At 59.7% G+C, this 12,670-nt stretch carries 8 protein-coding genes and 3 pseudogenes; 7 read left to right on the top strand and 4 right to left on the bottom strand.

Going from position 1 to position 12,670, the window contains the following annotated elements:
- The first annotated feature begins 301 nt into the window (after positions 1-301).
- The 5 genes and pseudogenes from QAZ47_RS06845 to QAZ47_RS06825 all read left to right on the top strand — a co-directional run bounded on the left by QAZ47_RS06845 (position 302) and on the right by QAZ47_RS06825 (position 6,725).
- On the top strand, positions 302-580 hold the full coding sequence (locus QAZ47_RS06845; RefSeq protein WP_063169289.1) for an AlpA family phage regulatory protein: 279 nt from the start codon (positions 302-304) through the stop codon (positions 578-580).
- Entirely contained in the window at positions 577-1,209 is a 633-nt protein-coding gene (locus QAZ47_RS06840; RefSeq protein ID WP_063169290.1) for a hypothetical protein, read from the top strand. Before QAZ47_RS06845 ends, QAZ47_RS06840 begins: the two co-directional genes overlap by 4 nt.
- Positions 1,210-1,911: 702 nt before the next feature.
- Entirely contained in the window at positions 1,912-5,445 is a 3,534-nt protein-coding gene (locus QAZ47_RS06835; RefSeq protein WP_082826570.1) for an autotransporter domain-containing protein, read from the top strand.
- Positions 5,446-5,688: 243 nt separating this feature from the next.
- Positions 5,689-6,372: pseudogene (locus QAZ47_RS06830) on the top strand (integrase); the annotation flags it as partial.
- Positions 6,373-6,488: 116 nt separating this feature from the next.
- A complete protein-coding gene (locus tag QAZ47_RS06825) occupies positions 6,489-6,725 on the top strand; it encodes a hypothetical protein (RefSeq protein WP_063169293.1) in 237 nt (78 codons plus the stop codon).
- 161 nt (positions 6,726-6,886) lie between these two features.
- Here the strand turns inward: QAZ47_RS06825 and QAZ47_RS06820 are convergent.
- Both QAZ47_RS06820 and QAZ47_RS06815 read right to left on the bottom strand, forming a co-directional pair.
- Positions 6,887-7,087: pseudogene (locus QAZ47_RS06820) on the bottom strand (SMC-Scp complex subunit ScpB); the annotation flags it as partial.
- A gap of 93 nt (positions 7,088-7,180) precedes the next feature.
- A complete protein-coding gene (locus QAZ47_RS06815) occupies positions 7,181-7,441 on the bottom strand; it encodes a hypothetical protein (protein ID WP_095769041.1) in 261 nt (86 codons plus the stop codon).
- A gap of 217 nt (positions 7,442-7,658) precedes the next feature.
- Here QAZ47_RS06815 and QAZ47_RS06810 point away from each other — a divergent pair, with 217 nt between their 5' ends.
- Both QAZ47_RS06810 and QAZ47_RS06805 read left to right on the top strand, forming a co-directional pair.
- A complete protein-coding gene (locus QAZ47_RS06810; RefSeq protein ID WP_082826571.1) occupies positions 7,659-9,821 on the top strand; it encodes a prolyl oligopeptidase family serine peptidase in 2,163 nt (720 codons plus the stop codon).
- A gap of 38 nt (positions 9,822-9,859) precedes the next feature.
- Complete coding sequence (locus QAZ47_RS06805; RefSeq protein ID WP_063169295.1) at positions 9,860-10,558, top strand: OmpW family protein; 699 nt, start codon at positions 9,860-9,862, stop codon at positions 10,556-10,558.
- Positions 10,559-10,865: 307 nt separating this feature from the next.
- On the opposite strand, the gene QAZ47_RS06800 is transcribed toward QAZ47_RS06805, so the two are convergent.
- Together QAZ47_RS06800 and QAZ47_RS06795 are read right to left on the bottom strand one after the other, a co-directional pair.
- Positions 10,866-10,994: a hypothetical protein gene (locus QAZ47_RS06800; protein ID WP_263485462.1), complete on the bottom strand. Its 129-nt coding sequence runs from the start codon at positions 10,992-10,994 to the stop codon at positions 10,866-10,868.
- Positions 10,995-11,971: 977 nt separating this feature from the next.
- Positions 11,972-12,627: pseudogene (locus tag QAZ47_RS06795) on the bottom strand (IS630 family transposase); the annotation flags it as partial.
- Between the last annotated feature and the right edge of the window lie 43 nt (positions 12,628-12,670).

The following is a 12,670-nucleotide window of genomic DNA, read 5'->3' as shown; positions in this document are numbered from 1 at the left end:
ATGCGGTGTCACCGACTGGCGCCGGAGGTTGATCCGGTGATTAGGAGGAGCACTCGTTGTCGGATTCTCGACGATGTCGGACATCTGACACAACGCTGCCAGAGCGATCACGTTGTTCCGAAACGATTTTCCCAGTTGGCACGACAATTGCGGTCCTATGCGCAAAAGCACTGCGATGCCGCACCGACTGGAAGAACTCATCAATGATCACGCTTTTCGAACATGTGGGCGCCGCTACCAACACTAAGCGTTCCCGATCAAACGGAAGCCTCTATCCCTTCTTTCTGAAGGCTGTCCGGACATGAACGCATTTGATGTCCGTCCAACGCTGGATGCTCCCGACGACGATCTCTATCTTTGGCTTGAAGATGTGGAAGGCGAGCGGGCACTTGCCTGGGCCGCCGGCCAGTCGGCAAAGACCCTGAAGCACTTCAGTGGAACGCAGTTCGAGCGCGACCGCGCGACTCTGAAGGCAGGCCTGTTCCCTAAGCGGCGTCGCATCTCCCCCGGCCGAGTCGCATGGCTTGAATCCGATATCAGGGCTTGGATGGAAACTAGATCTGAGAGCCGCACCGCATGAATGTAGCCTCCCAATATCTTCTCCCGTCTGTGGCGCATCACGAAGCCGGGCACGCGGTGGCCGCCATCGTTTTGCACCGTCAGATGTTCGACGACGACCGTGAACTCCCTGCTTTCTCAAGTGTTAGTATTTACCCCGACGCCGGTGACGGAGAGTGCGGTGGTTTTGTCGAAGGCACGGTTTTCTATTCAGCGCAAGGATTCACCTCGGAGCTAAAGCCGATTTTCGAGAACGATATGGATCGACATTTCCAACGCGATGAAGCGATCCAAGAGATAGTTGCGTGTCTGGCAGGTCCTTTTGCAGAATCCGCATTCGAAGGCTATCTGGACCCGCGCGATATGGCGATGAATGCGTCCGATGGGAATGAGGGGAGCAGCGACTACGCGGATGCCAAGCGAATCTATGGTGAGTTGCGGTTCCTGATGCCGCGCCGCCCCCGTTGGAGGCGGATCGAAGATCGCACGGCCCGGCTAGTACTCGATCACTGGTCAGCCATCGAAGCATTGGCCGCGCATTTGCTGGTCAAGCATGATCTCCAATTCGATGAGGCTCTGACGATTGTTGCGCCGCATCTTCCGCCCATGCCAGCAGCTACGCCGCCAGAGCGTCATCCGCAGCCTGCTTGATCAGCCATTCGATGTGATTTGACCACATCTGCAACACCTCGCGCTTCTCCTTGACGTTGCTATAGAGATCGTAGATTTCGCCAATGTCTCCGGTGCGGGCTCACAGCCCGTCCATATAGCCGCCAGTCTGCTGCCTTCGAGTGGCCCATGTTGGCCGCGGCCAGGAAGTGGCGACGATTGAAAGGACAAAATCAGTTGCCGAAACTCATCGCAGGTGACGGTCTGGTGGCAATTTGGGCACATCTTGTGTCTCGTCGCCAGTAAACACGGATGCCCGGCAGGAGCTGAGCTCGCTGCCGGCGGAAATCGTAGAGCGCCAGCGACGCATTCTGATCTTTCGTCAGGCAGTCGACCGCCTTGGCATACGCCTCGGCCTCCATCTCGATCGACCTGAACCGGTATCTTGTGCGCCATCCGGACGATCTGGGAAAGCTTGGCCGGGCCGGCGCCTTCCCAGGCGCACGGGAAGCGCGACGACCCATGTGGACCTTGGATTTCACTCCGCACTTACGCTGCTTTGGCCTTGTCAGCAGCCTGAGCATAAAGCGTGCTCAGCTTTCAGGCCGAGCACTCATCCATTGTTGACAGCACCTGTCGTCATTCAGGATCGCCCCATTCTCGCAGGCCGCTTGCAGCTTTCAGGCTGTTGTCAGCCAGGGCCGCCATAAAGGGTCTCGTTAAACAATTCAGGAGGCCGTTCCAATGAACAATCAGTTTGCGAGACTTTTTCGAGGACCAGGTATGCAGGCTTGTTTCAGGACAAAGAACTTTCTGGCGGCAACCACCGCGATGACGACGGTATTCCTGCCGGCTGTGTCTCTCGGGGTGGGTCTGGTAGCATTTCCAACTGGAGAAGCGTTGGCCGACGACCCGATTTCGATCCCGCTGGAGTATGTCGGGGAAGGCCATGACCGCCTGGGCATCTGGGCCAAGATCAACAATGGCAACGCGCAGCGATACGTATTCGACACGGGCTCGGACCAGCTCAACACGCAGATCGGGTCAGAGGTGACCGGGGTCCGCCCGATTGCCGACACGCCTTACGTATATACGTACGGGGACGGAACGTATGGTAATAAGCTTCAGAACGTGGAAATTGATAAATTTACATATGTCGATCCAGATCAAAAGATAACAATCGACGGGCCGTCTGTAAGCGATAAGAAATACCGGGCTGCTCGCATTCTCGATTTTGTCTATACCCATGCGTATTGCAAGGACAACAATCTTAAGTGCACGCCGGGATCCGTGACGGATGGACTTAAAGATATGTATGGTCAGGATCTCCAAGAACCTTATCACGCCGATAAGGAGCAGCGGGCGAAAATGACCGCTGGCAAGATGGCAGACGAAGGCGGCGATTTCGCAGGTACATTCGGGGCCGGCGATTTTCTTGGCAAGACAAGTGTCTGGGGCATGATGGGCAGTGTCACCAGGTCTGGCTACGTGGTCTCCGCCAATGTGAATCCGGATTCCGAGAGCGACCAAACGCCTGGCTGTTCCCCCTGCACGATTGTCAACCTCAATCCAAGCCTCCGGGCCCAATATACTAATGCCATGCCATGGGGAGAACCCGAGGAAAAAGATCAGGATTCTTATCAGAATTTTCCTGGCTCTGGCGCCAATGCCTCGACCGAATACGAAGGCAGCTACAATCTGCAGTACACGGTTAAGGATGGAGCCCCACCAATCACCGACCCCAACAAGACCGCGGTATTGCTCGACACCGGCACACCGGGCGGTGGCAGTCTGGAGATCAGTGATGCGATGCTGAAGCAATTTCAGGATGCGGGCGTCAAACTTAAAAATGTTCGGAGAAATGAGCAACGCGAGATCGTAAGCGCATCGGGCAACATCCCGAGCGTTACAATCGCAGGAACGGATGGCGATCCGGTAAGGCTGGACAATATCGACTTCACCTACACCAGCGGCACGACGGAACAACCCAATGACCAGACCAGTTTTGTTGCCGGTCTTGACTTCTTCAAAAACAGATCGGTCATTTTCGATCTGGAGAAGAAGTATACCGCTTATACGTCACATTTCGTCACTGCCAGCAACTTCTCTACCGATTCATCCGCACCCGAAGGGACCGGTCTGAGCAGGATCACGACGAGCATGGGGAATGAGGGCGGGTTCGGCATAGCGGGTGTCGTCTCCGGCTCCGGATCGCTGACGCTTGATACAAAGACGGTGGTCCGGATGACGAATGTCAACACCTACACCGGCGAGACGAATATTGCTCAGGATGCCTATCTCTCGCTTGCGGGGCTCGGCAACATCCAACGGTCAGCGAAAGTCGTTGCAGACGGCACGTTCGATATCTCCGAACATGGAAATGGCAGCGACTATTGGGGAATCTCCGACGCCTACAACGATGCCCGTATTCGTAGCCTGAGTGGCAGCGGAACGGTCGAACTGGGCAAGCGTACCCTGGTGCTAACGGATTCGAACGACACGTTCGCCGGCAGCATCAACGACCTCGACGTTGATAACAATAATATGGGCGGCAAACTATTCGTTGCCGGTGGCGTGCAAACGCTGAGCGGAAAGAACAATTTTTCCGGCATGACGACGGTCGGTTCCGGCGCGGGATTGCTGCTTGCCGATACAGGTGTGCTTTCCCATGATGCGACCACGTCCGGCTTTCTCGGGAATGACGGGCAGATCGGGGGCACGGCTATCGCAAACAGCGGCGGTGTCGTCGCAGGCGGCGGCACCTACGGTGCGGTCACCATTTCCGAGGGCGGCACGGTCGCTCCTGGCAGTGCGACCGATCCGAGCAGGATCGTCACCACACTGACTGTCACGGGCGATTTCGCGCAGCAGTCCGGATCGATCTATCAGGTCGACCTCGCAAGGTCGTCCGATCTCATCGATGTTGGCGGAGCAGCGGCGATCGACAGCGGCGCGCAGATCGAGCTGCTGCGGCAGGGAACGCTATCGGTCGATGCCCGATATACTCTGCTCTCCGCAGCAGGCGGCGTAAGCGGCACCTATGGCGGGCTGACGGGGGCTCTGGCGACAGACGCGACGCCCTTCGTCGATTTCCAGCTCGTCTACGATGCCAACAATGTCTATCTCGATATCAGCCGCACATCGACGGCGTTTGCCGATGTAGCCAGCACCTTCAATCAACGCTCGGTCGCCGCAGCGGCTCAGGCGCTTGGAAGCGGTAATCCGATCCAGGACAACATCCTGTTCCTGACGGCGCCGGAAGCCCGCAACGCTTTCGATATGCTATCAGGCGAGGTTCATGCTTCCATTCATAGCGGCCTCATCGAGGACAGTCATTCTGTACGCGATGCCGCGAGCGAACGGATCCGTGCGGCGTTCGACGGCGTCGGTGCCTCCAGCGTTCCGGTGATGACTTATGGGCTGGGTGGTCTGGAACTGGCCCCGGCAACGAGTGAGAATTTCGCCGTATGGGGCCGTGGCTTCGGCGCCTGGGGTCATCTCGACAGCGACGGCAATGCCGCCGGTCTCGATCACTCGACAGGCGGCTTTCTGGCTGGCGGTGACGCGGCTGTCGGCGAAAGCTGGCGGCTCGGCCTCATCAGCGGCTACAGCCATACCTCCTTGGAGGCGGACGATCGCGCGTCGTCGGGCTCGAGCGAGAATTACCATCTCGGTCTTTTTGCCGGCACGCAGAACGGCAATCTCGGTTTTCGTTCCGGCCTTGCCTATACCTGGCACAGCATCGAGACCGGCAGGTCCGTGGTCTTTCCAGGCTTCGCCGACAGCCTTTCGGCCGATTACGACGCCGGCACGTTCCAGGCCTTTGGCGAGCTCGGCTACCGTATCAATACGGCTTCGGCTTCCTTCGAGCCCTACGCTAATCTCGCTTATGTGAATTTTGACGCCGATGGCTTCACCGAGAATGGCGGCGCAGCCGCCTTGTCGAGCGGGGATCGCTCGAGCGACACGGCGTTTACCACGCTAGGTCTGCGTGCGTCGACGGTACTGACCCTCGGCACCGTGACTGCTACCGCGCGCGGCGGTCTTGGCTGGCGCCACGCCTTCGGCGACGTCAGGCCGGATACCGCTCTTGCCTTTGCTGGCGGTTCCTCCTTCGCCATCAAGGGCGTGCCGATCGCAAAGAACGCAGCTCTGCTCGAAGCTGGGCTTGACGTAAACATCACCGAGAACGCGACGTTCGGCATCGCCTATCAGGGACAGATCGCCTCGGATGCCCAGACACACGGGTTCAGCGCCAAGCTCGGCGTCCGTTTCTAAATCACCCGCAAAAGAGATTGGTTATGAAGTCAGTGAGTGCATTTTCTTTTACCGTCGTTCTCGGCTCAGCGACGGTGATGTCTGTGTCCGCCGCGCGAACGGACGATGCCTGCTACAACAAGGCACAAAGCCTATGATGACGCAATGTTCAATCGACGACCTGAAGCCAGTCGATGGCGAGCTTGACAAGCTCTACAAGGAGATGGAGACCCGGCTCAAAGAGTCCCGGCGCATGTCCAGGAACTGGTCGAGACCGCGAGGGGCTACAACGCCACCTCGGAGAACACGCGCGACGCCTACCCCAAGGATTGGCGGCATTTTTCCTCCTGGTGCCGGCGCGCTGGCTTCGATCCCCTGCCTCCGGGCTCGAAGGTGATCAGGCTCAATATCAGCGCCTGTGCCTCGGGCACCGCCGCCGGCGATCCGAAGCGTGGCGCCCCTGCCCTTTAGTTTGCGACCATCGAGCGGCGGCTTTCCGGCCTCGCCTGGAACTTTACCCAGCGCGGCCGGCCGTTGGACCGCGCGGAGCGGCATATCTATAAGGTTCTTGCCGGCATTCGCCGCAAGCACGCAAAGCCACCGCGGCAGAAAGAGGCGGTCCTGGCGACGATCTGCTGGCGATGATCGCCACGCTCGGCCACGACCTCAGGGCCTGCGCGACCGCGCTATTTTGCTCCTGGGCTGTGGCGGCGGCCTGCGGCGCTCCGAGATCGTCGGTCTCGACGTCATGCGCGACGACAACAGCGATGGCGCCAGCTGGATCGAGATTTTTGACGGCAAGGGCTGCTGGTCACCCTGCGCGGCAAGACCGGCTGGCGCGAGGTCGAGGTCGGCCGCGGCTCCAGCGACCACACCTACCCCGTAGTCGCGCTCGAGAGCTGGATCCGCTTTGGCCGCATCGCACGTGGACCCCTGTTCCGCCGCATCTTGTCGATCAGGTCGATATAATACGAAAAAGCCGCCGCCATTCGGGACGGGCGTCGGCTATCATGTCCAGCCATTATGCGGCGAGCGGATAGCTTTCGCCGGACCAGGCAGAGAACTTGGCGGCAAAAGCCTTCATCTCGTCGACCGCGAATGTGGTGCGCGGTTGCGAACTCGACTTGCTGGGCGAGAGGGACCTCGCCGAGAAAGGCGCTGACATGAGCGGGATGCTGCTTGGCCAAATCGAGATCCGCAAAGCAATCGGCCAGCGCCGCGTCGTCCAGCTGTACGCTGCAGGGCGCGTTCACGTCGTCAAGACGGATGCCAAATGCTTGCTCATAATGGCCGCAAGGTAATCGTTTCGGGTCGGAGACACAAGTTGCCGCCTCCTTCGCCGTAGAGTGGCCCGATACAATCACGATCGATATTGCCACCTCTTATCGATAGTGATCGCATAGTTCCCTGATTCGACTCTCAACCGCTCATATCAAGCGATTACTTCCATGTATCTGCTGCGCTAGCCCGTCCTGGCCTTGGAGTGTCGCTCCTCACCTCCTCCACCACTCACCAGCCCGATGGGAGTATCGCCCGCCAGCAGCTTCTCCTTGCTGAGCAGCGCGGCAACCTCAATCGCCTCGAAATCGGGCAAATCCCGCAGTGTGTCGAGGCCGAAGTGCAACAGGAAGGTCTTGGTCGTGACGTAGGTGTAAGGCGTGCCAAATTCAGCGGGCAGGCAGACGTTGACCCACAACAATCAAGGGGACGGTGCAGGCCAAGATTGCGGCAGGGCTTGGGCCCCCCACCCTTCTCCTCAGAACTCCGCTGCTTCCAGCTGGCGGCTGAAACTCACAGGCGCAGCCAGCTTGGTCTCTAACAGCATCGATCGCATCATGGTGTCTGCCATGAATCCGTGTGCGTGAAGCGCTCCAGAGCGAAGATGTTGGGCGTCAACCAGGTTCACTCCAATGAGCTTCACTTCTCGAGTTCTGCACAGTGTCCACGACTGGCGCCGGAGGTTGATCCGGTGATTAGGAGGAGCACTCGTTGTCGGATTCTCGACGATGTCGGACATGTGACACAACGCTTCCAGAGCGATCGCATTGTTCCGAAACGATTTTCCCAGTTGGCACGAAGGTTGCGGCCCTATGCGCAAAAGCACTGCGATGCCGCACCGACTGGAAGAACTCATCAATGATCACGCTTTTCGAACATGTGGGCGCCGCTACCGACACTGAGCGTTCCCGAGCCGACGGAAGCCTCTATCCCTTCTTTCTGAAGGCTGTCCGGACATGAACGCATTTGATGTCCGTCCAACGCTTGATGCTCCCGACGACGATCCCTATGTCTGGCTTGAAGATGTAGAGGGCGAGCGGGCACTTGCCTGGGCCGCCGGCCAATCGGCAAGGACTCTGAAGCACTTCGGTGGAACGCAGTTCGAGCGCGACCGCGCGGCTCTGACAGCCATTTTCGACAATCGCGACAATCTTCCCCTGATCGCGCGCCGTAGTCAGTACCTCTACAATTACTGGCGAGATGACGGTAATCCACGCGGACTGTGGCGCCGGACCACCCTTGCCGCCTACATGAAGGCGGATCCCCAATGGGAGCTACTGCTCGATCTGGATGCTCTCGCGGCTAGCGACGGAGAGGACTGGATCTGGGACGGCGCGTCCATCGAGCCGGAGAGACGGGAAAGAGCCGTTCTGCGCCTGTCGCGCGGCGGCAGCGACGCGGTCGTGCATCGCGAATTCGACCTGATTTCTCTGAGCTTTGTCGCCGACGGCTTCAACCTCCCCGAGGCCAAAGGCTACGTTAATTGGCTGGACCCTGACACGCTTCTGCTTTCCAGTGCGCTTGGTAATGGCATGGCCACCCGCTCCGGCTATGCGCGCACAGTTCGACTGTGGAAGCGTGACGCGGATCCCCTCACCACGCCGGCAATCTTCGAGGCCGGGTTCGAAAGCTTCCAAGTGTCTGGTCATTCGGACCGCACCGGCCGCAGCGAGCGCCTTTGGTTCATCGAGCAGCCGGCCTTCTTCGAGAAGATCAGCTGGATCGGCGATAGGAGCGGGCCGAGGAGGCAGATCGATCTTCCTCGCGACGCGTCGTGGCGGGTCTTCGGCGACTGGCTGGCGGTAAGGCCGCGCAAGCCCTGGACGGTGGGAGGCACCACCCATCCCGCCGACGCGCTGATCGTCATCTCGCTTTCCACTTTCCTCGCCGGCGGACGCCGTTTTGAGACCCTGTTTCAACCAGGGGAAAGGCGCTCCATGCAGTCATTCTTCTGGAATGACGGGAAGCTCATTATCTCTTACCTCGTCAATCTCGCACCGCGTTTCGAGATGTTCACTCCCGGCCACCAGGAATGGACGCGCCGAGTCCTGAACACCCTGCCCGCCGAAGGTACTGTCGACGTCTGGTCATTCGATGCGGCAGTTCACGAGACCAATGGAGAGGTCCTGATCTGTGCTCAGGATCCGATCACGCCGCCGCAGCTCTTGCTGTTCGATCTGAATGCCGCGCCGTCTCTCAGCGCTTCAGCAATCCTGAAGCGCAGCCCGGAGAATTTCGATGCATCCGGACTGGTGGTCACGCGCCACGAGGCAGTCTCTATCGATCATGAGCTGATCCCCTATACGCAGGTTGGTCCGGCGAACGGGAACGGAGATGCTCCGATTCACCTTTCCGCTTATGGCGGGTTCGGCGTATCATTCCTGCCCTACTACAACTCCCCGCTGGGCAAGCTGTGGCTCGAGCGCGGTGGCACGTGTGTCGAGGCGAACATCCGCGGCGGCGGCGAGTTCGGCACCCGCTGGCACGAAGCCGGGCGCAGGGAGGGCAAGCGTCTCGCCCACGACGATTTCGCCGCCGTTGCCTCCGACCTCGTGCGAAGGGGCATCACCCTGCCGAGGCGGATTGCCGCCGAGGGTGGCTCAAATGGCGGCCTGCTGATCGCAAACATGCTGACCCGCTATCCTGAGCATTTCGGGGCTCTGTTCTGCACAGCACCGCTTATCGACATGCGTCGCTACACCAAGCTCTTGGCGGGCGCGAGCTGGATCGACGAATATGGCGATCCGGACAAGGTTCACGATTGGGCTTTCCTGAAGGAAATCTCCGCCTATCACGCCGCAGCGCCGGGACAGCCCTATCCGCCTATCCTGATCGCCACCACGAAACGCGACGACCGCGTCCATCCGGGCCATGCGCGCAAGATGGCCGCAAAACTGCAGGCTCTTGGCTATCCCGCTTACTTCTACGAGGCCAGCGCAGGCGGGCACGGCTGCGGCGAGGACAATCGGGAGCAAGCCGCATTCATCAGTCTAGGCACCAATTTTCTCCGCAGCGCAATCGGCTTCAACGATCACCCTCCGGAGACGGCGGAACGCGTTGCAACGCAAGAGGGGCATTTGAGGTCCATCAACAATTCATTCGAGCAGGAGACGAAATAGTGCAGTGCATCCTTTCTGAACATCAAGGAGTGAATCTCATGGCGAGAACGCGAATGGGCGTAGCGCGGGCAACAGCAGCGGCGGTGGCCCTGATCATGGTGGGACAGCAGGCCGTCGCCGCGGAGCCTGCGCAAGCAGAGACCGTCCTGGCGGAGACGGGAGCCTCGGTCACCGAAGCGCCAATCCCTTGGCAGGTCCGCCTGCGGGCGTTGGGCGTCGTTACGAAAGATCTGGGCTACGTTGATACGCTTCCCGGCTCCGGTCTTTCGTATTCGGACACGGTGACGCCGGAACTCGATATCTCGTATTTCTTCACCGACAACATCGCCGCCGAACTCATACTCGGTACCACTTATGCCAACATCGCGGGCCAAGGGACGATCGGAGGGTTGGGCAACATCGGCAAAGTTTGGCTGCTGCCGCCGACACTCACGTTGCAGTACCATTTTACCGATCTCGGCGCGTTCAAGCCTTATGTCGGCGCCGGCGTGAACTACACGATCTTCTACAACCAGGACACTGGCAGCGCTGATGCTCTCAAGGTGAAGAACACGTTCGGCACGGCGCTGCAGGTCGGATTCGACTACATGGTGGACCAGCACTGGGGCCTCAACTTCGACGTGAAGAAGCTTTTCCTGAAGCCGGACTTCGACGTCACGGTGACCGGCGCGAAGCTGACGGGGAAGGCGGAGCTCGATCCCTGGCTGATAGGCGCAGGTGTCACCTACCGCTTTTGAATATCAGAGTGAAGTCTGCTTCCCGACTGCCGGTTTAAATGAAGGGCGCCTCGCGCGCCCTTTTTTACGGTCGACACTGCAGCGCAAGACCTCATGAAGCTATTGTCGGGCGGGGTTCTCTTCCGGCGGACCAAGAAGATGCACTGGCCAACCGGCCTTGCGCCTGAGGTGGAGTGCTTAGAAGCGCTTTGGATCGGGACGGGCTTTGGTATTGTGGGTGGAATGCTTCAGCCAGACCATTTGCCAGCATCGTCTCCCGGACGTCATGTGTGAGCTTCTTTGTCAGCGCAAGGCGAACACGGATCTCCTAGCAGGCCGTTGAAGAAGTGTCCCGTTTGGCCTTGAGGATTGCCTCGTCGCCGTTGTGATAGAAGGTGATGTCGATGGAGCCGTCGTCGAGCAGTTCAGCATGGCCGTCGCCTGTGACCTCGTCCATTTCGTCGAATCCGACCCATGTGAAGAAGACCGTCGACGGGCCGTAGCCGAGTTCGAGGGTTAGATGAGCCAAACGCCAGTGGGGCGTCCTGGGGACGACGCGCGCGAGATTCTGGTCGTGGTGGCCAGCCCAATACGATGTGAGAAGTTGCTGCCGGTGCGGGTACCGGAGGTCGCCGATAGTGACAGCCGATGTTCGACAGCGGCAAGGACATGCTCAGCCGTCAACGCGCCGAGGGCTTGGCCGGGAATGGTGGTGATGGAACCAATCCAGAAAGCGGCGGCTGCCCAGGAGAACGCCTTCGCGGGACTTTGACTCCAGTCCGCACACCCTGCTCAGATAGTCCGAAAAAGAGGTCAGAAGCGGAGCATCCGGATTATTATCTACACTGGGAACAGAAGCATGGAAGCGTTCTGGAGCCACTCGCCGCGCGTTTACCAGTGCCGACACTGCTCCAAGCTGACTATCTGCCATGACCACCTGCCGAACGTAGTCCGTTGATGCCACCGGTACCCTTCGCGGTCTGCTCCAGCGGGAAGATCGGGTCTGATCGACCCTGCTGACCTGTGCGGCGGCCTCTCTCGCTAGGGCGTCCCCCTTCCTGTCGTCCTCCTCCGCCGCTTTCGGCTGCTTTCGGCCCGCCGCCCTCGCCAAGGCGTCGTAGTCGGTAAGCGCGTCCTCCGTCTCCTTTAGGGGCTTCATCGCGTGACTAGAGTTTAGCGCGTGTTTGTAGGCGGCGGACCGAATGGTCGTCGAAATGCCACTCAGCGCCACCGCAAGATGCCCTAGGGCTTCCGCCTCATGATCTGACAGCGGCACGTCACGATTAGAGCCGATTGCCCTGCCTTCTTCCAGTTTCACAATGTTTGTAGTCATTTCCTGCTCCATCGCGTTGACTGAGATACGATGGAGACGGAAGTGGAGAACAAATTTTTACAAGCAACTAAGATGATATTCTCGTCAACGGGACAATAGTGGACGTTGAGGGCGGCGAACAGGGTGGTGGTGCCGTTGCGCTTGTAGTCGTGCCTCATCGTACCGAGCCGCCCCTTCTTCATCGGCAGGCCGGGTGGGTGCGGTCGAGCGCCGGATCTGGCTCTTTTCATCGACCGACAGAACGATGGCATGGGCCGGCGCATCGAGATAGAGGCCGACGACGGCGCGCAACTTGTCGACGAACTTCGGATCATTGGAGAGCTTGAACCTGGCGCCAGCGGTGGGGTGCGAGACCATGCGCCTTCCAGATGCGCCTGACGGCGCTGGCGCTGATTGCGGCGGCTTGCGCCATCATGTCGGCGGTCCAGTGGGTCCTCTCGCCCGGCGGATCGGCAAGCGTCAGTGCCACGACGCGCTCGCCGACATCGGGACCGAGCGGCGGAATGCGCCACTGTCGCGTCTTGTCGCGCAGCAGCCCGTCACAGCCTTCCGCGGCAAAGCGCTCCTGCCAGCGCCAGACGTCGGTCTTCGACTTGCCGATGCGGCGCATGACCTCGCCGGTGCCGACGCCGTCGGCGGGCAAAAGCACTATCTCGGCGCGCCAGACATGCTTTTGCGGGGCGTTGCGATCCCTGATCAGCGCCGTCAGACGGACGCGATCGGCCGACGAAACGGTGAACGATCTTCCTGTGCGCATGCGCCAGACTCGCACGCGCAGGCCAGAAAGGGAATCTCTGATT

The organism is Mesorhizobium sp. WSM4904 (assembly GCF_029674545.1).
Lineage (GTDB): Bacteria > Pseudomonadota > Alphaproteobacteria > Rhizobiales > Rhizobiaceae > Mesorhizobium.
The sequence above is the reverse complement of the archived record's forward strand: the minus strand, read 5'-3'. Positions and strand labels throughout refer to the sequence as shown.